This is a genomic window from Paenibacillus campi (assembly GCF_034659835.1).
Lineage (GTDB): Bacteria > Bacillota > Bacilli > Paenibacillales > Paenibacillaceae > Saccharibacillus > Saccharibacillus campi.
This window is the reverse complement of record NZ_JAXSQZ010000005.1, coordinates 159,690-181,954: the sequence shown is the minus strand read 5'-3', so window position 1 is coordinate 181,954 and position 22,265 is coordinate 159,690. Positions and strand designations below refer to the sequence as shown.

18 protein-coding genes are annotated in these 22,265 nt (G+C 44.3%); 5 read left to right on the top strand and 13 right to left on the bottom strand.

Features of this window, described 5'->3' with window-relative positions; all coding sequences use genetic code 11:
- The first annotated feature begins 624 nt into the window (after positions 1–624).
- The gene (locus U1I11_RS13945) at positions 625–1,236 is read left to right on the top strand and encodes a TVP38/TMEM64 family protein (protein ID WP_322906736.1); all 612 of its coding nucleotides are present in this window, start codon (positions 625–627) and stop codon (positions 1,234–1,236) included.
- Between the two features lie 344 nt (positions 1,237–1,580).
- Positions 1,581–2,198 carry a TVP38/TMEM64 family protein gene (locus U1I11_RS13940; RefSeq protein WP_322906735.1) on the top strand — a complete coding sequence of 206 codons (618 nt, stop codon included), beginning with the start codon at positions 1,581–1,583 and terminating at the stop codon, positions 2,196–2,198.
- A gap of 263 nt (positions 2,199–2,461) precedes the next feature.
- On the opposite strand, the gene U1I11_RS13935 is transcribed toward U1I11_RS13940, so the two are convergent.
- From U1I11_RS13935 to U1I11_RS13920, 4 genes are all read right to left on the bottom strand, one after another.
- Positions 2,462–4,075: a gamma-glutamyltransferase family protein gene (locus tag U1I11_RS13935; protein ID WP_322906895.1), complete on the bottom strand. Its 1,614-nt coding sequence runs from the start codon at positions 4,073–4,075 to the stop codon at positions 2,462–2,464.
- A gap of 198 nt (positions 4,076–4,273) precedes the next feature.
- A complete protein-coding gene (locus tag U1I11_RS13930; protein WP_322906734.1) occupies positions 4,274–5,155 on the bottom strand; it encodes a phosphotransferase family protein in 882 nt (293 codons plus the stop codon).
- Positions 5,156–5,874: 719 nt separating this feature from the next.
- The gene (locus tag U1I11_RS13925; protein ID WP_322906733.1) at positions 5,875–6,546 is read right to left on the bottom strand and encodes a deoxynucleoside kinase; all 672 of its coding nucleotides are present in this window, start codon (positions 6,544–6,546) and stop codon (positions 5,875–5,877) included.
- Positions 6,524–7,165, bottom strand: a complete 642-nt coding sequence (locus tag U1I11_RS13920) for a deoxynucleoside kinase (protein ID WP_322906732.1) — start codon at positions 7,163–7,165, stop codon at positions 6,524–6,526. Before U1I11_RS13920 ends, U1I11_RS13925 begins: the two co-directional genes overlap by 23 nt.
- Before the next feature lie 349 nt (positions 7,166–7,514).
- Here U1I11_RS13920 and U1I11_RS13915 point away from each other — a divergent pair, with 349 nt between their 5' ends.
- Positions 7,515–7,865, top strand: coding sequence for a DUF805 domain-containing protein (locus U1I11_RS13915; protein ID WP_322906731.1), 351 nt, complete (start codon positions 7,515–7,517; stop codon positions 7,863–7,865).
- An 820-nt stretch (positions 7,866–8,685) separates the two neighbouring features.
- On the opposite strand, the gene U1I11_RS13910 is transcribed toward U1I11_RS13915, so the two are convergent.
- From U1I11_RS13910 to U1I11_RS13900, 3 genes are all read right to left on the bottom strand, one after another.
- Positions 8,686–9,363 (bottom strand): Na-translocating system protein MpsC family protein, encoded by a 678-nt coding sequence (locus U1I11_RS13910; RefSeq protein ID WP_322906730.1) that lies wholly within the window; start codon positions 9,361–9,363, stop codon positions 8,686–8,688.
- A 1,138-nt stretch (positions 9,364–10,501) separates the two neighbouring features.
- Positions 10,502–11,329, bottom strand: coding sequence for a Na-translocating system protein MpsC family protein (locus U1I11_RS13905; RefSeq protein WP_322906729.1), 828 nt, complete (start codon positions 11,327–11,329; stop codon positions 10,502–10,504).
- A complete protein-coding gene (locus U1I11_RS13900; RefSeq protein ID WP_322906728.1) occupies positions 11,326–11,703 on the bottom strand; it encodes a response regulator in 378 nt (125 codons plus the stop codon). The genes U1I11_RS13905 and U1I11_RS13900 overlap by 4 nt, the downstream gene beginning before the upstream one ends.
- A gap of 1,259 nt (positions 11,704–12,962) precedes the next feature.
- On the opposite strand from U1I11_RS13900, the gene U1I11_RS13895 reads away from it, so the two are divergent.
- Together U1I11_RS13895 and U1I11_RS13890 are read left to right on the top strand one after the other, a co-directional pair.
- A complete protein-coding gene (locus U1I11_RS13895) occupies positions 12,963–14,222 on the top strand; it encodes a stalk domain-containing protein (protein WP_322906727.1) in 1,260 nt (419 codons plus the stop codon).
- A 325-nt stretch (positions 14,223–14,547) separates the two neighbouring features.
- Positions 14,548–15,369 (top strand): TraX family protein, encoded by an 822-nt coding sequence (locus tag U1I11_RS13890; RefSeq protein ID WP_322906726.1) that lies wholly within the window; start codon positions 14,548–14,550, stop codon positions 15,367–15,369.
- 244 nt (positions 15,370–15,613) lie between these two features.
- Here the strand turns inward: U1I11_RS13890 and U1I11_RS13885 are convergent, their stop codons facing one another.
- From U1I11_RS13885 to U1I11_RS13860, 6 genes are all read right to left on the bottom strand, one after another.
- A complete protein-coding gene (locus U1I11_RS13885; protein ID WP_322906725.1) occupies positions 15,614–16,597 on the bottom strand; it encodes a hypothetical protein in 984 nt (327 codons plus the stop codon).
- Positions 16,584–17,129: a hypothetical protein gene (locus U1I11_RS13880; protein WP_322906724.1), complete on the bottom strand. Its 546-nt coding sequence runs from the start codon at positions 17,127–17,129 to the stop codon at positions 16,584–16,586. The genes U1I11_RS13885 and U1I11_RS13880 overlap by 14 nt, the downstream gene beginning before the upstream one ends.
- Before the next feature lie 18 nt (positions 17,130–17,147).
- On the bottom strand, positions 17,148–17,543 hold the full coding sequence (locus U1I11_RS13875) for a hypothetical protein (protein WP_322906723.1): 396 nt from the start codon (positions 17,541–17,543) through the stop codon (positions 17,148–17,150).
- A 231-nt stretch (positions 17,544–17,774) separates the two neighbouring features.
- A complete protein-coding gene (locus tag U1I11_RS13870) occupies positions 17,775–18,257 on the bottom strand; it encodes an ABC transporter permease (protein ID WP_322906722.1) in 483 nt (160 codons plus the stop codon).
- Between the two features lie 59 nt (positions 18,258–18,316).
- On the bottom strand, positions 18,317–20,401 hold the full coding sequence (locus U1I11_RS13865; RefSeq protein WP_322906721.1) for a hypothetical protein: 2,085 nt from the start codon (positions 20,399–20,401) through the stop codon (positions 18,317–18,319).
- A complete protein-coding gene (locus U1I11_RS13860; protein WP_416235625.1) occupies positions 20,388–22,238 on the bottom strand; it encodes an ATPase, T2SS/T4P/T4SS family in 1,851 nt (616 codons plus the stop codon). Before U1I11_RS13860 ends, U1I11_RS13865 begins: the two co-directional genes overlap by 14 nt.
- Positions 22,239–22,265: the final 27 nt, after the last annotated feature.

Here is a 22,265-nt window from a genome sequence, read left to right as displayed (position 1 = left end):
ACAAGCTCCTTTTCAACAATAATTTGTAAATGAGTTCAAGCACACTTCATTAAGCTGCTTGCTTCAACAACTAAGCGGATAGAACGAGCAAAACGATGCTGATATGTTGTTGGCTCGACTACCTTATGCTGCAACGTCATGAACAGCCGCTCCGACAGTTACAAGCGGATGAGGCGAGTAATAACCAATCGCCTCATCTTAATATGTACATGAAAAGCATGCTTCGCCTGCACCTGCTCACTTCATCGGGCACTGACTCCTGCTTATTGAAACTAGTATACCTGTTATTGAACAGGTTGAGAATGGCAGTCGGATGAAACAACGATTGCCGACGCTTTGTGCAAAGGCATAGCAGAGCCAACAGCAACAAAGTTTTACATCGATCTATAACGACATAACACTATACATAGTGCGCGGTACTTGCTCATCAACTATTCATTTTTTATAGCATAGTTGCTGCCATTGTTCATAACATAACCAAAATTACCAAAATGCCTTCACTTCGCCCACACTGCTCTGCTTACGCAAACGTCAAATCGGCTATAATAAAAGCAATTGTACACAACATGTACTATAGCTGCGCCCGCAAGCTTAACCTTATTTAACGAAGGAGTACGACAACGAATGGAGCTTTCAGTTTCGGAATGGCTATCTTATATAAACGAGGAAAATCTGAAACGGTGGATGAACGAATATCGGTCACTTGGGCCGCTAATTAGCATGTTGATTCCGTTTCTCAAATCATTTATTCCACCGATGCCTACGATTGTCGTGCTTGGCGTCAATGCTGCCGTATACGGGTTATGGCTCGGCTTTTTGTATTCGTATATCGGTATCGTTACGGGTTCGCTGACAGCCTTTCTACTTATTCGCAAGCTGTCCGAACATCGTCTGCTTGCACGCATCGTGAACAAACCGCGTGTGGAGCGCACGCGGCGTTGGATTAGAGATAATGGCTTTACGTATGTATTTCTGCTCAGTCTGTTCCCGGTCGGGCCGTTTACATTGCTTAATATGGCTGCCGGGTTGAGCGGTATACGTTTTCGCTCTTTTTTGATCGCGATCTTGTTCGGTCGTGGGCTAATGGTGTTTGCCGTCTCTTTTATCGGTGCCGATCTCGCTGTATACTGGGAAAAACCGTGGTATATCGCACTCGTCATCCTGTTTATCGTCATCTGTCTAGTGATCAGCCGCAAAATTGAAGCTTTTTTCAGTCAAAAGGAGCAGACTCGTTGAGCTGCTCCTTTTGCATTGAATCGCTCTATTAGCTGGATCAGCTGTATTAGCGCTGCACTGCTGCTGACCAAAGCGGAATTTGGCTTGCATATACTTTCGGAACGGGAACATCGCCTGCTACACGCGGTGCGGTACTCATTGCCACAAGCGCTGTTTTTAGCCAAATTCGCTTGGCACGAAGGATGCGGCAGGTGCATTATGTAGTCAAGATCAAGCAGCGATGCTCGCCAGCGGCTCGTATCCATTGACACAACATGTGCAGCAAAATCGATGTCCTTTGCCTGCTGTCATAGCGGTCTCTAGCGGGTAATATGCCTATACATTATAAAAAGGAGCAGACCGCTATGGATATGATTTTATTTACAACAGGGGTAGTGGCAGCCCATCTCGACATGGCGGATTGGGTAGAAAGCTACCGTTCCTTCGGGCCGCTAATTAGTATGATTATGGCATTTCTGCTGTCATTCATCCCCCCGCTGCCAACGCTTGCTGTGATCGGCATGAATGCCGCCGCTAACGGATTATGGTACGGCTTTATTTGCTCATGGATCGGTGTAATGCTAGGCATTATGACTGTATTTATACTTGTGCGCAAACTGTCACACTGGTCATTGATCCAGCGTATTGCCGCCCGTAAAAGTATGCGTAAAAGCCTCGGCTGGATCGAAAAAAACGGATTCTGGTATTTGTTTCTGTTTAGCCTGCTCCCGTTCGGACCGTTTACCGTTATGCATGCTGCTGCCGGATTGAGCGGCATTTCGCTGCGTTCGTTTCTCATCGCCTCAGCAACAGGACGCGCAGTCATGATCTTTGCCGTATCGTATATCGGCTCTGATCTGGACAACTATATCGAGCATCCGTGGCTGTTATTGCCTGTTGTCTGCTTCCTCGGTGCCGGATTATGGCTTGCCAAACAATTGGAAAACTGGATGAGTAAACATCAGAAAGAAGCAGCATCTTGACTGTGTTTGCATTTCATTCCTTACTTGCCAAACATAACTGCTAAGTAGGCACACCTCATTTATGTGTATAGCTGAAATGTGTACACTACATCGGCAAGCATACGTCTGCCACTATGTTATTGGTCTGTTTATTTTGCCCTAGCAGCTCAGTTTGGCTTACTAGTAAACCGCTGCGCGCCTGCCGCGGCTACATGTCTGTTTATACGTCTGCTGCACACGATCTGCTTGGCTTACGTGCTTACGTTTACAGCGATGTTCACTACTCACCATGCAGCAATCGCTCCATCTGTGCGTCCGTCTGTACCGCCGATCAGTGCACCGGTCGCCTCATCGCGTACGATAATTTGCCCGCGACCGAAGCCGCCTGATGTCACTGCACGACGCACGATATGCCCTTTGCGCATTAAACTTTCGGCAAGATGATCCGGAAAACCCGGCTCCACCTCTACCACTTTGCCTTCCAACCATTGCCAACGCGGTGCATCAAGCGCCGCCTGCGGATTTAAGCCAAAATCGATCATATTCATCACCATCTGCACATGTCCTTGCGGCTGCATAAATCCACCCATCACACCAAACGGGCCGACCGCACGTCCATTGCGGGTCAGAAAGCCCGGAATGATCGTATGATACGTCTTTTTGCCTGGTTCCAGCCGATTGTCATGCTGTGCATCCAGCGAAAAAGAATGACCGCGATTTTGCATACTGATGCCTGTTCCCGGAATGACAATACCGGAGCCAAAACCCATATAATTGCTTTGAATATACGACACCATATTACCTTCTTGATCAGCCGTTGCCAAATAGACTGTACCGCCGGCAAGCGGCTTACCCGGCTCCGGCTGCAACGCTTCGTTGCCGATCAATGCGCGCCGCGCTGCCGCATAGCGTTCGGACAACAAATCCGCTGTATGCACGGTCATTTTATCTTCCTGTGTAATGTATTTTAGCCCATCCGTAAAAGCAAGTTTCATCGCTTCCCATTGCCGATGATGCGTATCCACCGTATCGCGCTCAGTAAACGAATACCCTTTTAAAATATTCAACGCCATCAATGCGATCAAGCCCTGACCGGCAGGCGGAATTTCCCATACTTCATAACCATGATAATCGACCGAAATCGGTTTTACCCATTCAGGCTGAAAAGCTGCCAGATCATCTTTACGCAAATAGCCGCCATATTGCTGCGAATGGGCATCGATCTGCTCCGCCAGCTCACCCGTATAAAAAGAAGCTGCACCGCTGTCCGCAATGCTGCGCAATGTCGCTGCATGTCCAGGCGAACGCCATAGTTCACCAATCCGTGGCGCACGTCCATGCGGTGCAAACGTATCAAACCAACCTTGATACGCTGCACCTGTTAACATGTCCCGAAAACGCCGGAATGTCAGTTCCCAATAGTAACCAAGTGTTGGCGAGATCGGAAAGCCTTGCTCCGCATAGTCGATCGCTGGCGCAAGCACCTCCGTCAACGGCAACCGTCCAAACCGACGCGACAATTCCCCCCATGCTGCCGGTGCACCTGGCACGGTCACCGGTGTCCAGCCATAGGTCGGCATGACTTCGTGCCCTGCCGCCCGTACCGCTTCAATCGAGATCGCTTGCGGTGCAGCGCCATTCGCATTCAGACCATGCAGTTCATCCTTCATCCACACGAGCGCAAACGCATCACCACCAATGCCATTGGACGTCGGCTCTACCACCGTCAGGCAAGCGGCAGTCGCAATCGCCGCATCGACCGCATTACCGCCTTTTTTTAATATATCGAGTCCAGCTTGTGCAGCTAGCGACTGTGAAGTCGCCACCATACCGTGATGTGCATATACGGTATTGCGCCGGGATGCATAAGGGTAGTACAGCGGATCAAATGTGTTCATCATATCGCCTCCGTCTTTCTGTTGATCAATGTCATGTCATCGTGTATGTGTATAGCGGGAGTATGGATCATATTGTGATCATCGATACGGCTTGTACGTCAAATAAAGTACAGATCACAGCCCACTTTTTTCCTTATACAAAGTGAACTCATTGAAATATGCAACGATACGACTCAGCCGAAAGTCCGCTCTATCCTATTAACGCAACCTACTCCAACCCGGCAGCAACTCCGCCTGCTGCTGCAACCATTCATTGCGCTGTAGCAGCGCTTGCGCCCGTTTACGTGCGGCGGGTAGCTTCGGTGTATGTCCTTTTTCGTACTGCATCAGCCAGCGTACAAAAGCAAGCGCGGTAAACCATTCCAACTGCTCGCTCGCCTGCGGACAGATTTCCAAATACGCTTGCCGAAACACACGTTCATACCGTGCCGATACGTACAACTCCAACATTAACAGCGCCCACGCCACATCAAGCCGGGCATCTTCCTGCTGCATATTCGTCCAATCAATAGTCGTATAACGCTCCCCATCATATACGATATTGCCCAAATGATAATCCGCATGCACAATCGAACGCTCCCGCCACACAATGCGATGCACCAGCTCATCCAGCGCCTGTGCCAGCTCCTCATAATCGTCAATACCAACGTAAAAATAACGGCTGCGCTCATACGTCGGAATCGTCACTCCTTGCATCGTATCTGAACTAATCTGATGCAACCGTGCCAGCTCACGTGCCAGCAATGATAGCTGTGGTGTCGTAATTTTGCGAATCGGTGCACCGTTATAACTCGTAAGCAACACCGCTTGTTCATGACAGAAACCATATCCGTAGACAGTAGGTACAGCAAGCTGCTGTCTATGGAGCATCGATAACAGCTCATATTGAAGCCGAATATCCGGCTGTGATTCCGCATTCCAGCGCTTCAGCACATACTGCTGCCCTCTGGCAGACAGCTTGAATACTTGCGCTTCAAAACCCGGCACCAATCGTTCGATCTCACAATTCCCTTCCCCCGCTAGCAAACGTTCCAACTCCGGCGCACACTGCTGCCAGCGAATATCGACTAAACGTTCCACATCATCGCCTCCATCCAATGGGCATTTAATAAAATCGATCTTTTCCGGTAGCTAGTACTTTGACTGCATAGCATATTGATTTTAATTCTACTGCCTGTCCTGATGAATAGAGGGAAGCTGTGCAACATCAAACTATAAATCGAAAGCGGTCATAGTACTAGTAGCTTGTCTCAAATACATTTACGGTTTGTCGATCTAACCATTGCTTGATGATGAATAGGTGAAGGTACGTTCAAACAAAATTTCCATTTGAGACAGCCTACTAGCAGCTTGTCTGAAATACATTTACAGTTTGTCGATCTAACCATCGCTTGGTGCTGAATCGATTTAGGTACGGTTAGACACAATTTTTATTTAAGACAGTCTACCGGTGTTTTTCTCAAACATAGTATAGATTGGCGATAACGTGGAGATGTATATTCCTTTTCAGTATACGCTTTCAAAAATGATCGATTCCACGCCGCTTCACATCCAAACTTGTACCGGCACAAGCAGATCAGGAAAACAAATCTACATCCATACTACTACAATACCTTTCATATAAACAAAAGAAGCGAACAAGCACAAGCAAGATCAACTCCTGCCTTAATGCCTATTCGCTCACCCATGTATATATCGAATTGTAAAATCCGACGGCAATCTTAATCTACACCTATACAAGCTACTAGATTACGATGTACATACAGCTCACTTCATCAAACCAACTATATTAAGGCGAATTAGCGCGAAATAGGAAGCTGCTTCTCCGCACGCGATGCCGCGATTACCGCGCTAATCTGGCGCAAAATTTCATCCATCGAAGCCGGATCATGAACATCGTATTCGTCGATATTCAGGCGCAGCACCGGGCAAGCCGTAAATTCATTGATCCAGTTTGCGTAACGCTCATGCATTTGCTCCCAGTACGAACGATCGGTATCGATCTCCATCTGCCGTCCACGTAGCTGGATACGCGTCAAAATTGAGGGCAAACTGCCTTCCAAATAAACGAGCACATCCGGATGCGGAAAATATGGCGTCATCACCATCGCTTCAAACAGACTTGTATACGTCTCATAGTCGGTGCTCGACATCGTCCCTTTATCGGCATGCATACGCGCAAAAATGCCTGTATCTTCATAAATTGAACGATCTTGCACAAAGCCGCCGCCCGCTTCAAAAATCTGTTTTTGTTCCTTAAAACGCTCCGCCAAAAAATAAATTTGCAAATGGAAACTCCACCGCTCAAAATCATGATAAAACTTTTCCAAATACGGATTATGATCTACTTTTTCAAGCGATGTTTTAAACTGCAAACGTTCTGCCAACGTCGAAGTAAGTGTTGATTTACCGACACCGACCGTTCCGGCAATCGTAATTAACGCATTTTCAGGTATGTTGTATTCGTTCATGCATAATCTCCTTTAAGCGGGCAGCAATGTTAGCGAACTGCTCCTTATTTTCCACAAAATCAATGCTGTCACCGTCGATCGTAATTAACGTCGTTTCCGGCTCACGCTCCGCAATCGCTGCCATCGCCTCATCGTAATCGATAATAAGCTGTTCCAAATACGCCGTATCCATCGCCTGCTCAAACGAACGCTGCCGTTTGGCGATCCGGCGCAGCAACGTATCCAGACTGGCACGAATATAAATGATCACATCCGGCTTGGGCAAATCATCGGTTAACAGATGATAAATTTGACGATATTTATCCCGTTTGACACCTTTTAATGTACGCTGAGCAAAAATCATATTTTTATAGATATGATAATCGGCAATGACCGGCTGATTGTTGGCAATATATTGGATGCCTGTGTCTTCCAATTGTTTGTACCGATTACAGAGGAAAAACATTTCCAGTTGAAAACTCCATTCGTCAATATTGTCATAAAATTTGCCGAGGAATGGATTTTCCTCCACGATTTCTTTTAAAAGCGGCAGTCTAAGCTCCTGCGACAACATCGTGGATAGCGTTGTTTTACCGGCACCAATCGGGCCTTCAACGGCAATAAACGGGGGTTGTTTCATAGTTGTACGATCCTTCCTAGTTCACATGGTCATTTATAGACTTTAAGTATTGTATCACGAAAATAAGCTTTGACCAGCGTTAATTGCAAACGAAACAGACTACAGTTAGCGCTTGTTTTTGGGGCGTTAGTGTCAGTTAGATGTCTTCCGTACTAGCCGGGCAAAAATCTGTTCCGGTTGCTTTGTATACGTGTACAGGCAACAGCTAGGACTAAATAACTGATTTTTTTAAGAAGCTACTTTTTTTTGGTAATGAAAGTCAGAAAAGCATAATTAAACATTCGTTTTTCCATATGTATATGTTATATATGTATTGTTTTTACTACATAATGTATAGGAGGAAACGCAGATGAACTGGTATGTAAAAGTTTTGAGAAATTATGTTAATTTCAAAGGTCGTGCAAGACGGATGGAATACTGGATGTACGTGCTGATCTCGATTCCGATCACGCTCGCATTGTATTTGCTCGATTATATGCTGAGCTTGAACAATTTACTGACTGGGCTGTACTCGTTAGCTGTACTTCTGCCTGGATTGAGCGTAACGATCCGCCGTCTGCATGATACAAATCGCAGCGGAGGATGGATATGGTTCTTTTTCGTTCCTGTTGTCGGGCCGATCACACTGTTCGTATTTATGTGTTTGGAAGGTACACGCGGAGATAACCGTTTCGGCTCCAGCCCTAAGCCATTCGTTTAAGTTATGTAGTTTCAATCCTAGTTAGTTGAATCCTACTACAACGACCAAGTTAAATTTCAACTTTGACTGTGTACTAACATAGTTATAAATAAGCGCTTGCTGCAGCTTTAACACTCAGATTAATCTTGGTCAAAATACTAATAGCTTGCCCAGCTTAAATGTGCTGTCTGATCGACTCCATCGTATGAACGTATACCTGTATCACACTATGAACTTCTCCAAATTATACGACATTAAACTCCGCATTTAGCGCGGTTAGCCGACTAATGACTTGTCTCAAGAAGATGTAAGGTTGCGCCCATCTGAACCCTGCTTGAACCGTGCAGGATTCAGACGAACGCAATCCCTGAATAAATTTGAGACATCCTACTAATTGCTTGTATCGATTAAATTTACGGTTTGTCTATCCAACCATTGCTTGATGATGAATAAGTTAAGGTACGTTCATGATTAAGCGATGATGAAAAAGACATACCCTGAATGTATGTGAGACAAGGTAATAGTGGGCTACCTCACATGAAAATTGTGTTTAAACGCACCTTAATCGATTCAGTACCAAGCGATGGTTAGCTCGACAAACTGTACATGTACTTGAGACAAGCTACCAGTTATACGTAGCGTTTATAGCATGATCATTGTAAAAAGGCGGTGTGGAACATGCCACACTGCCTTTTGCGATTCGTCTTTGATCCGTCTGTGCATATTCGTCTAATAGTAGAGTAAATTGTGTCCAGCAAAAATCAGGTTCAAACACATTTCAATGTGTTCATAATAAAGCGATCATCATGAACTTCCCACATGCTCAAAGCGTCACCATCACTTAATCAAACGTATACAAAATGATTCCATCGTCCCTATCAAAATCCCAATCCAGATACAACTCATAAGGCGATTTGCCGAGCAGCTTTTGCGTATTGAGCGTTTGGGCAATCACTCGCTTTTCCAAACGACGTTTAGCTTTTTTAAGCAAATCTTGGTGCCCTAGCTCAATCAGTTCCAGTTCGATTAGCTTCGTAATGCCGCAACGATAAATGCATAGTATCGATGGATCGACCCACCAAGAATCAAGTTGCTGCGGACGTTTCTGCATCTCCTCTAATACATCCGACAATTTCCGCTCAAAAGTCTGCTTGCCTTCATAATCAGGCACCTGATCATCCGCATCCATCTCCAGCATTCCTACAATTACGCCGGAAGCATTATGTACACCCCAATCATAGTACATATTCACAACCTGCAATCCAATTTGTTGCTGTAAAAATTGTTGCAAGTCTTGTAACACTGCATTCATAATCAGTTCACGTGTATATCGAAATGTTTCCTCCTCATCATGTACGAGCAAGAAGTCCTCAACCGGGCTAATAAAATGTCGGAGCTGAAACACAATACAACGTGCTGATATTACAATTTTGACCGATTGTGGCCCTTTTCCAAAGCGACTGCGAAGCAATTTGGTTACATACGAAGTCGAAAGGCTGATCATTTCGCTATGTTTCAAAACGAGTACACCACCATCTGTAATAAATTATCATCTTGTGTGTCTCATGCTGAAATAAAGGATTATGTGTAGCATCTTGCTGTTCATAGTTACTATACCCTACTAACATACAATTGACGATATTAAGGTTAACTGGTAGGCTGCCTTAATTAAAAATGATGTTTGAACGTACCTTAATCGATTCAGCACCAAGCGATGGTTAGCTCGACAAACTGTACATGTACTTGAGACAAGCTACTCAATCCATTCATTACTAACCAACATGCTAGTAGGCTGTCTCAAATGAAAATCAGGTTTACATGTACTTAAATGCGTTTGTGGTCAAGTCATGATGAGATCGATATACCTTGAATGTATCTGAGACAAACTACTAGCAGCTATCTTCCAGCTGTTTTATAGGCAGTTCGATACGTTTTTTTCATTAGACTACTTTTTCATTAGATTACGATTGTATATGCAGCTCAACTCACTTGAAATGCGACCAATTCGAACGCTAAACTGATAACAATAAGGGTTTGAAAACACCGCCTAATACACTGACCAAGCTAAATGTGCAGTTGAATGTCATACAGTAAAAAGGATTATACCGCATAATACAGATGTATTTTCGATAAGATAGCGTCAAACGTACATTATATTGAAGCTGGTCAAGACACTATGACGACCAAGTTAAATTTCAATTTTGATTGTGTACGTAAACATTTATAAATAAGAGCTTGATCCAGCTTCAAAAATCAAATTCATCTCGGTCAATTTACTAACTTGTCCTCATCCAATGATGGGAATCGATAGCTTGTTTGGATTGATTTATTAAAACTCATAAAGATGCTAAATCATCATGAAAATGAGGCAAGCTACCAGTACGTCGATCGTAAAAACTGTATATTGCCCAGTTACTTCAAGCACTGATTTATATACACCTAAATGAGAAGGCAAAAAATGAATATGGAAAGCGTTCAATATATTACTACATAGCCAAAATTAAATTATAGCTTTAATTACACGCCAATATCGTTGTAGTTAAAAACTAAAACCTATTTCAAAACTTAAATTGATCTCGATTCATGCACTGACGACTTGCCTGCCCTATATGGCGATCATCAATCTACCTGTGCATAGGTAATTGCAGTTATGACCGTTATCCCTCTTGTCTTATCGTCTCTGTTGCCACATGATCTTCAAACAAATAAATGATCATACTATGATCTTTCTCAAAATTCCAATCCACATACAAGTCAGCAATTTTCTTGCCTACGATTTGTTCGATACCGGTATGTTTTTGCAGCAATCTTTTTTCCAACTTATCTTTCGTCAAGCGCAGCATCGGCTCATAGCCGAGCGTAATAAATTCCTTTTCCAGCAAAATCGTCGTACCACGCCGGAAAACAAACAACATCCGCGCATTAATCCACCAGGAATCAATATATTCAGGCGGCTTTTGCAGCGCACGGGTCGTCTGTATAATCTGCTGCTGGATCGCCTGCTTATGTTTGTAATCAGCAGCTGCCATCGTTTCCGGGCCGAGAAGCGCTACAATAACACCGGATGCATGATACAGCCCCCAGTCATAATACCAGTCAATCACATCCATATGCAGTTGATGTTGCAAAAAGCTTCGCAATTCCGGCAGTAATGATTTCATCATCAGGTCTCGTGTGTACCGAAAAGCCTGCTCCTCCTCCTGACTGATCAAAAACTTTTCTACAGGACTAATAAAGTTTTTCAAATGAAAGACTACGCAATTTTTGCACAAATGAATCGATACCGACTCCGGCCCTTTACCAAAGCGATTTCGTAATAATTTAGTAGTATAGCTGGTTGCTTGTGTAATTATACTTTTTGCATTCAATGATTTATACACTCCATATGTCAAAGAGTTGGACTTCTTAATTGATCGTTGGGGATTGAGCGGTACAGGTAGCGCATTACTGCAATGGGCACCGATTGTGCCGATTGTACTGTTCATCCGCCCAGTTCCCGACGCAGATGGTGAGTAAAACTAAGCAGATGAAGCGGCTTCGTAAAATACCGATCAAAACCGGATTGATACGCATAAATAATATCTCGATCCATGACACAGCCGCTCACTGCCCAGATTGGCGTTGATTCGTGCTCGATTTGCTGCTTGAGCTGTTCTGGAATGTCGTATTCCCCACTAATCGGAAGCTGAATATCAACTAGCACCAGTGCAGGCGAATCAGCTGCCAGCATCGACATGGCTTCATTGCCGCTGCTTGCCTGGACAAGCTTGACATGGGGAAACTTTTTGCTAAGCAGAAAACGAACCAGTTGGAGATTGATCGGGTCCTGACCAATGTACAACATGGATTTGGATTCCATATCGTCGACCTCCTTTATAAAAAAAATAGACCGAAGCCGGGCTACTATTGCCCAAGCTTCGGCCTAATCTCAGCGCATACGCGATGTCTGAATTATTACCGAATACATTATGCTTTTATCATAATGATGGCTAACAACATAGCCACCTAACTTACTCAATCCATTCATTACTCACCAACATGCCGCCATATTGTACCAAATACTTCATTCCAGTAGCAGCAGTGATTCAAAACAAAGCTGTTCTATCATCGTAATGGTTCAGACAAAATACAAGGCTATCGTTGAGCGAGATTAATTTTAATTTTGAAGATCGATTCAGTCTTGAAGGATAGCCATACCGTCGTGTAACCAAAAATAAAATTTAATTTGATCTAAGTACGATTAAGCTGTCTCAAGTAAAAGTCGAGTTTGAACATGCGTGTACCTGCTCATAGTCAAACGATCATAAGTTAGGCATATCGTACATTCAATTGAGACAGCGTGCTATGTTCATTGACCACGTTATATTTTATGTTTAGTTGCGGAGATTATGCCTGTTTCGCCGTTCCAGGCTTACAATGAAGAAATGGAATACGCTTCAAAATTAAAATGAATTGCAGTCAACCGCTTGCGGATGCGGTATCTCCACATGTAGCTTTAGCCATACGATTATCGCATTAACTGTGTTCAATTGTTTATATGCTGCCCAGCGTCACGGCTCTTTTTCCAGAAGTACGGTTATACCCTTTCGAAAGATAGCACGGGTTGCGGGTTTCATTCCTATCATACTTCGGGTCATTCTTTTCATTCCTATTGTCATTACGATCTGCTTGTTCAAAGATAGGGACCACAGCTATCTTTACTAACGAATCGTCTTGATAACGAATGTTATCATCTACAACAATCATGCCCGAACACTTGTGTACCCTAATCCTAATATAACCGATCTGTGTATAAATTTAAATGCCGACTATTGGATTCATCATTGTCGCTCATTCAATCTCACTTTATATGCTTTTAACACCTTATTAGTGTACCTGATTTGAGCTACATTTGTATGCAAAAAAGAAATCTGGTTTGACTGACAAAAAATAGAGGATAACAGGTAGGCGAAACTGCAACTATTTTTATCCGTGATTCTTTATGAAAACAGTAATTATGACATAAATATTAGCATTTGTATAATCACGCTTTGTTTGTTGTTCTGGTAAAATAAAAACGTCAGCATGGAAAAAGCTGTATGTAGTTCGACTATTCCAATATCGCATAGGAGGTTTATTATGAACAAATGGTTACTCACTGCATCGCTTGCTTTCTTCGTTGGCGCAGGCACGGTAAGCACGCTACCTGCCAGCTTTGCGCCCATAGCAGCAGCGGCAGTGCCAGACACCAATATTATGCTGGACGGCTATGCACTGCCTTTTCCTGTCCAACCAGTAATTAAAAATGGAACGACATTAGTGCCATTTCGCGCCATTTCCGAAGCGCTCGGTGTGAACGTAAGTTGGAATCAAACGGCACAAACGATTACCGCCAAAGCGACTACTGCCAAAGCCACCTCCAACATCGTGCTCAAACTAAATAGCAAAACCGCAACCGTTAATGGACATAATGTAGCGCTTGCTGTCGCTCCACAAACGATTAACGATACGACGATGATCCCACTTAGCTTTTTCAGTCAGCAATTTGGAGCAAGTGTGAATTGGAACGCTTCGACACGCACAGTCAATATCACCTCACCGCTCAAAAACTTATATACACTTGGTTTCTATGCGATTTCATCTTACGATGAACGCACACTCGTGCCGGACTTTAATACGGTAGCCTACGGTTGGAGCCGCATTACAACCGACGGCGAGTTTTCTACCACAAACACGGAATACAAATGGCCGCAAGCGGCTGGAACCGATACACCGGAAACGATTATTCAAAATACCGCCGCAACCGGTACCGCTCCGTATTTGATGGTGTACGCAGTCGACGGGCACGGCGAGTTGACGCGTAATCTGGAAAACCAAGAGCTGCAAAATCGTACGATTCAGGCGATGATCGATACCGCCACCACCAAAGGTTTCAAAGGCATTTTGCTCGATTTTGAAGGGCTGGGCTGGAGCGGCGACAAAGCCAAAGCACGCAGTGACTACAATGCATTTATTAGTAAACTGGCAGCGCAGGCACACGCATCCGGCTTAAAACTTACACTTGCTCTGCATCCACTTAACAGTTCGTACACCGGTTACGATTATCACCAACTAGGTCTACTGGCAGACGATCTAATCATTATGGCATATGACTACACTGACAAAAAAAGCCCGGAACCACTCGATAAAGTAAACGACGCGATTTTGATGGCATTACAGCAAACCGAGCCGAGCAAGCTAATTCTCGGCATATCACTAAGCAGCGAAAACGCCAGCAGCGTCAATACCAAAATCGGTCTTGCCAAACGCTACCAACTTAAAGGCGTCGCCATATGGCGCCTCGGCATTATCGGTCAAAACGCATGGGATGTGATGCACAAATCGATTACGTTTAAATGAAGATCGTCCAGTAAGCTTATATCGTCTAAATTTATAATATGCTATCTAATCAGCGCTCGCTTACAAATACGTAGGTACACTTGATTTTCACTAAAAACAGCCTACTGTATACGCCGACACGCGCTCTACCCATACCGAACGCAAGCTTACTGAACTGTAAGGTGTTTTTAAGCTGCTTCGATAGGAAGCAATCTTCGAATTCGATATGCTGAACTTAGCAAATCAGCAAATATGTTTCTCTATGACCAGGTAGTCGACAGTTCAAATTAAAGTCGATCTTACCGCTCTACGGGTAACATCCATTATCGAATTCGGAGGTTTTGTTATGTCCACATTGTTCACTTTGTCCAATGCGCCTTTTCGCCTGACTAGCTTTCAGCTTAAGCTTATCGGCATACTGCTGATGGTGTTTGATCATATTCATCAGTTTTTCCCTGCAGATGTGCCGATCTGGTTCAACTGGATTGGACGCATCGTTGCTCCCATCTTTCTGTTTGCCAGTGCAGAAGGATATCGATACACACGCAGCAAACGGAAATATTTGCTGCATCTGTACGTAGGTTATGTGCTAATGGGGATCATGAGCAGATTACTTCAGTCTCAATTACCGTCCGAGCATGTGCTGATTAACAATATTTTGGGGACATTATTTTTGTCGGTACTGTATATGCTACTGATCGATTGGCTTATACGAACGATCAAAACACGCCAGTATGCTCAAATGACAGCTGCCATCGGCGCGCTGCTACTGCCTGTAGCACTTAACGTTTTAACTATGCTGCTGCTCGGGAATCCAGCGTTTGGCAATTCAGCGCTTTTACTGATGTTGCTGAACATGAGTTTGTTCATTCCGATCCCATTGCTCGTAGAAGGCGGATTCGTATTTGTTCTACTCGGTGTACTTTTCCATTTACTACGCCAGCAACGGCTATGGCAGTTGCTCGCATTGATCGCTGTATCCGCTGTAATCGCTTGGGTAAACGATTTTGATCTTTTGCACCATTACCAATGGATGATGGTATTCGCTACCATTCCGATTCTGCTGTATAACGGCACTAAAGGCAGAAATATGAAGTATCTGTTTTATGTGTTTTATCCGGCTCATCTTTATTGCTTGTATATACTGGCGTATTGGCTTGGAAAGTAAAACAATACATGAATCGACATGGCTGCAATGCAGACGATTGCCTATGTTTTATATTTACCGTGTCACTTAATCGTGATTCCTTAGAGTTAACAAGCCACTGCAATTGCTTATGTAGCACACACTGGATGGAAGGTCAAAGCTGGTACTTTGACCTCGCTACATGTGAAATTTCATGGTGGTTAACAAATATGAGCTTATTGAAGCTTATTGTATGCGGCAAGTATATTTTAATCTGTCTGCCGCCTTAATAACGACGCGTACAAGCGAGCGGGAAATATCCTTTCTCCGCTGCTTCTTTTGCTGAAGTGAACATTTCTGCGGCTGCATATGGCGACTGACAAGAGCGAGTCGAAAAATAGTATTTGCGTCCTTCAGCAACGATCCCTGTGAACGTATCGGTCTTTACGATTTTGGCGCCGCCGAGTGCATAGTTGTTGTAATATTGAGTGCCGAGCGGAATACCTTGCACAAACGCAAGCACACCGGCATCATTAATCGTATTGTTCCAGTCCTGTTGTGGAATATATGGAACGGTAAACGTATACGATACACCATAGCGCTTGGCATCGGCATTGTAGCGATTGATCGTGTGCGCGAGATCGTTTTGGAGCGCATTTACAATCGTCGTGCGGCGGATGGCATCAAAAGTATGCTCATCATCAAGCAGCTTCATTTGAGCTTGCTCTTGCAATTCACTGCGAAAGCCGTGTAACCATTTGCCGTCTGCGGCAAGACGGATCGTTACATAGTCGTCCAGTGTGAACGCATAGATGTTATGTTGCTGATCTGTGTACGTATACGTTTTTTTCGGACTCCATACATGGCGAAATTCCGTTTCGCCCGCTTCGTTGCGATATGACTCAAACTGATATATATAATAGCCATCATAGCCAATGACGATTAGCGCCGGAATATAGCCGTTCAGCACCTGCTGACCGATATGATCATGAGCGACATTAAAATTCAAATACATCGTGCGCAAAAACGTATCTGCGGCGGCTTCCTTATTGATACGAGTCTGCTTGGTCGATTCGTACTGACTTTCCTGCGGCTGACTTGTATTGTTCATAAGCGCATTTGCCGCATCTTGTGTTGCCGTATCGACCGCTTTGTTATACCGAATCTGCAATTGCAAATTCACCCTATTATTTTGCTGATCAAGACTATTTATTACAAACACAAACAGCAAAATTAGTACAAAAATGACCGCCCAATTAATAATCTTCATTCAATACCATGCCCCCGTACGGCACGACGATCTTTTCATTCGGTGCATTGCTGCCGCCAAATAGCAGATCGCCCATTAACGTCGCCATCGTACGATTCGTATTTTTAACCGTTACACTAAAAAAGTCACCTTGATTAAGCTTGTATAGGCGCGCTGGATCATTTGCATTATCATTACCAACCGGAAACAAGCGCGCTTCAATCTGATTATTGTAATAGCCTTCATAATGCACTTGATATGTATGTTGAAATTGCGCTTCATCATCGTAAACCGGATCATATCGCTTATGTTGATGCTCCATTTCAATATGATACGTATTGCCAGTTAAAAATAATTGATCTTTGAACGCCTGCATCATAGGCGGACTAATATATCCTTTATCGCGCACACGATCTACAAATCGGGTCACTGCATTTAACACCACGATCTGAGAACTGTGATCCTGCGAGCTATACGCCGTATACAGCGGCCAAATGCCCATAAGCAACAATGCCAACAAAGCAGCAAAAATTTTCATGATCGCATTGCTCATCCCGATTGTCCTCCTTGCTCACTTTACATCATATTTCAGCAACACCAATTGCCCATTTGTATTGCGCACATAGGTTGGGCGATACATACGTTGGACATCGACAGACGATACATCTAACTCATCTGGATCGATACGGTTATCAAACCGTTGCCCATTCACCTCAACAGCGGCATCTAGCTCGTCAATGTTGTAGATCGTCTGCATAACTTCGGCTCCGGTACATATGTACTCTTGTTCGATCATAAATGTCGCTTGTTGATTGTTGTCCGTCGTGCCGATTAACGTATATATTTTGGCATTAATAGTAGCCGTCGTCTGAAACAGTGTGGAGCCTGCCGACAAACAAATGATAAATAACAACGCTCCCACTCCAAGCCATAATGCCGACCGCGCATGTTCCCCAATTCCGATCATGCCATCATTTCCTTTAAAGAGTATTTACAGGCACTAGCGACAGTCCGTTTCATCACACTTTGCGCCTGTTTCGTACGGTGATTTACGGGCACTAGCGATAGGCTAATGCCCGTTTGTTTCCATTTTTCTGTGTAAAACATTAAATACAGCTAATTCTGTACCACAGTAGTTGCTGTCCCAGCACGCCATGTTTGCGTATACGCCTTCGTTTGAGCTATTAAAGTCGAACTATTAATTTTGCTTAAAAATCAACGCGCGCACTACATTGCTGCGATCGCGAACGATTTCGCTTTTGAATGTACCGGTCGGATTGATGTAATTGCCGGACATTTGCTCCATCGCATCAGCCAAACTGCCGGATGGCTTGCTGGAACTGACCGTTCCATACTCTACGCTGTCTACAGAAGAAGCGGTATTCACCTCATTAAAATACCAAATACCAGTCGGATTTTTACCAGTCATCACCTTGATACCAAATCCAGCTTGATCTTTAAATTTGCGCAATGAAGATACGACTTGACTGCCCGAAATATTCGTATTGTCATAGACAGCGTACTGTGTCTGGTCAAGCTCTTTTTGAATGCCGGAAAAATTGTTTTGTGCGGTTTTAGTCGCTTCCTGTGCGCTAATAAACAGCACGACGACAATCGTAATTAAAGCGATCGTTAGAAATAGTCCTGCGGCTACTTTTAAAGCTGCTGATGCATTGTTCATCGTTTAGGCTCCTTTGTAATGATGAATGGAAATCATATTAGTGCTATAACGAACACGTATTACAGCTGATTAAGCTGCTCATAATAAGCGCCCATCTGCTCAAAACTCATATAAATAAACGGTAAAACGAGATAAATAAACGTCAACGCCGCCATCGGCGCAAACCCGATCATTCTGCCCCATTCCGATTTGGTCTCAATCATGCGCTCATAATCCTGTTTGCGTTTGTCAAAATTGTAATTACGCTCATGTTCCAGATCGTCAAACGCCTCACGAATCGGAATTCGCTCTACCGACAAAATGAGCTTATCGATCGTGCGTGCTAACGGCACAAATGGCGCATTTTGCTTGAGCGCTTCCAACGCTTGCTCTGCACCGCTTTCAAAATCAAGCACTGCCCGATGCAGCGGTTCTCGGAAAATAGTAGAAAATCGCTCCATCCACTCCAGCATAATATCGACTGACATCCGCTCAATCTGGCACAACATCGCAATAATCGTATGAAACTGTTCCACTTCATTTTGCATATCGATATAGCGAATTTTTTTCTGAAATAGCAACATCCAGTATGGAATCCGATAGCCGATATAACCCATCCCAAATGCAAGCAGCAGTTCATACCATTTAAAATATTCCGTGTGCAGCGCCTGCAATTTATGTTCGATCCGATCGACTGTTGCCGTAAGCTGTAAGCGATCCAGATGCGGATTGTCCGCGTACAGCTCCTCCACAATCCGCTCAGACCATTGTGCCGGATCAACTCCTGCCAGCCGCTGTATCATCCGGGTATCAAACGCCGTCATTGCTTGCGCCTTTGCCAGTTCATCCGCGGATAACTGCCCAAACATCGTTTGAGTTTGCGTTGGTGACGTCCAAATGTTGTGAATCGTAATTTTGTGCATCGTATGCAACGAAGATAACATCACGATTAACAATATGGTCGCCAGCACGATTCGATGCAAATAATGCCATTCCAGCGGTGTGCCTGCATTGGCATCTTTAAGCAATGTACGAATGCGCAAATGGGCGGTCGTACGCTTGGCAGGCATTAAACGGATCACAAGCCATTCGAGCAGGCGTAATTCCAGCAGCTTTTGCTCCCATAACCATTTGCGTACTTTTGCTTGATATACGCCTTCCTGCTGATCTTGCAGTTTTTTTAGCAAAAGATACGACAATAAAATGACCGCAAAAATAACGATTTTGGAAAAGAAGCCAAACTTGCTATTATAAAATTGCTCCATAATCGGAAAATTACTTTTCGCCCATAATTCAATCGGCTTCGTAAACAAAATGGGCGCAATCGAGATCATCGTCAACCCTTTCAGCAAATAACTAAGCTTCGTCCGTTTGAGCAGCTCCAAATTAATTTCACCGGTTAACTTGCCCATATTGCTTAAATATAACGAACCATCCGCTACCGTTTTGTCCCCAAATTCCTTCACCAAATATGAAATGCCGGCAAATGCTTTCAAAAAACGGTTAGGCGCCGCTTGATAATAACTTTGCAATTGTTTTTCCGGCTCTGACGATACCAAAATTTCATATACCTTTTTCGCATGCAAAGCAGCCTCATGTGTGGACGCTTCCGCCGCATCATGCAGCGCTTCTTCAATCATGCCATGCTGCTGATAACTATGCCGCACATCGTCCATGACAGACTTAAGCTGCACAAGCAATCGATTTTCGACCCGATTTACAAACGCATCGATTAACATTCCGTTCATCACCAGTGCAGTCAATGCGATCATAAACATAAACGTCAGGTCTTTGTTCATAAACAGCAACGCTAATATAAATGCCGACACAATCGCTAGTGTGACAAATACGACTTTCATCGTCTCTCGGCGCATCGAAAACTCATCATAGGAATGGATCGATTGCAGCCGCTTGCGCACGCGCATAATGTACGTCCGCAACAACGGTACAGACATATACGCATAATACGATTGCTGCAAAAATTGATTGTATTGGCGAATTCGCTTAGAACGCCCTGAGCCGACATAATCGAGATACGTTTTATACATTTCGGCTTGACCGTTATGCCGATTGTTGCGCTGCACATACTGGAAAACAGCTAGCAGTACGACAAAACCGAATGCCGAACCGATCAAAATATAGATCAGTACATTAAGAAGCGCCAACGATCATGCCACCCCAATTCTCCGCCATAAATTGCTGAAAACGAAGCTGATCGGCTGGTTCCATCATGCCCAACATTTGCTGTCGATTCAGCGCTGAAATCGGATGAACCGCCACATATTTACCATCCCGGTACTCGATAATGTTGCGCCCTTCGCCAACTTTACGCCCTGTCGAACGTTGAAAATAGGCGGTCATGCTTTCCATCATTGCTGTAAACCGCTCATCCGAGCGCTTAGCATGACGGAATCCGGTCGGATAATCTTCTTCATCCAGCACGACACATTCGGTAATACGCTCAACATAACGAGCACCATCCGCATCTCTGCGCAAATGCACATCAAAATTCAACACCCGTACGACCTGTTCCTCCGCCGTCTTTTCATTGCTGAAAATGCCTTGTTTCAACAGCGAATTACGCAGCGAGTACACAAGGTCTTTAAATGTTTTGGCATGATGTGTAAAAATCGTAAACAAGCTCGCCACCTGTGCCATCTGGATCATCCAGGCAGCGACTTCATCGGTTGCCACCTCGCCCAATATGTTAACTGTACCGTCCGTTTTCTTTTGCACATCAAGCCCTGCCTGACCGGTGACCGTCTCTGTCTCACGAAACGTTAAAATATTACGTTGATGATAAATTTTGCGCAAATGAAGCTCAAATGACATCTCCTGAATACGTAGCGTAAACGTAGGATGAATGTAAGCGACTAGCGCCATCAGCAATGTCGTTTTCCCCGAACCTTGCGCTCCGGTGACCGCTACGATCCGCCCACCTTTCATCAAATAAATAAGCAATGACCTGACCAGCTCATAATTCGCTATGCGATCGGTAATCAGTTGATCAAGCGTCGCCGCAGCCGGATCGAATTTACGGACAAAAAATGCCCATGATTCCGCAAAGTTAGGACGCACGACGACAACGCGACTGCCGTCTTTCATCTCATTCACTTTAAACCCATTCGCTTCAGACAATTGCCCAGGATTGTTATAGCGATAAATGTTCTGGCATACCCGTTTTAGCTCTGCTTCAGTACCAAAAGACAGAAACGCTAGATGCACCGATTTACCGCGATAAAAAATCCACACACTATCATGGCTAAGCGGCACCGAGTGCTCATTAATCGCCGTCGTAAAATCATAAAAATCATCATCATATTCCACCTGACTTACCGGTACACCGGATACACCGCCACTTACGCCATCAATTTTCATATCGCGAATTTCGTCGATGACACTAAAACCTTTGAACGTTTGATACACACGCTGCACGATAATATGCAGCTTATCTTCAATATGCAGCACATGGCGAAACCGATCATATGCCTCATCGATCTCATCCGCCGTAATCACATACGCACCAGAGCCGCTATGATCCGATTGCTGCTTTAGCTCTGCCAGACGATGTTCTTCCAGCAGTTTGGATAACCCGTTTAACCCGTACATCGCTTTGTATTGATACAGCATAATATCAAACTTTTCCTGGCTGCTTAGCGCCAGTGGATGATGGAATGGAATGACCTGATGCAGATTGTCCTCAGTAAAATCGTACGTTTTAAGCAACAGATCAAAGATCGTGCTTTTAACAAATGTTTTGGCATTGAGATCACCGTGCGTGCAATCTTTGAGCGATTTGATTAATGTGGCACGCTGGTTTAGCCGACGATTGTATTCTTCCTCAGACAGCCCCAAATCATCCAGGGAAGCCGAAGTCAGCTCATTTAGCGCCAGTTTGACGTACGCGATAATTTCAGGCAATGTGTATTTCGTATTGTGCTTCTGTTTGCGTTCACGCTCATCACCCTTATAAGCGAGCTTGAAATAAACAAGCACAAACATAATCAGCACGATCAGACCGATACAGGC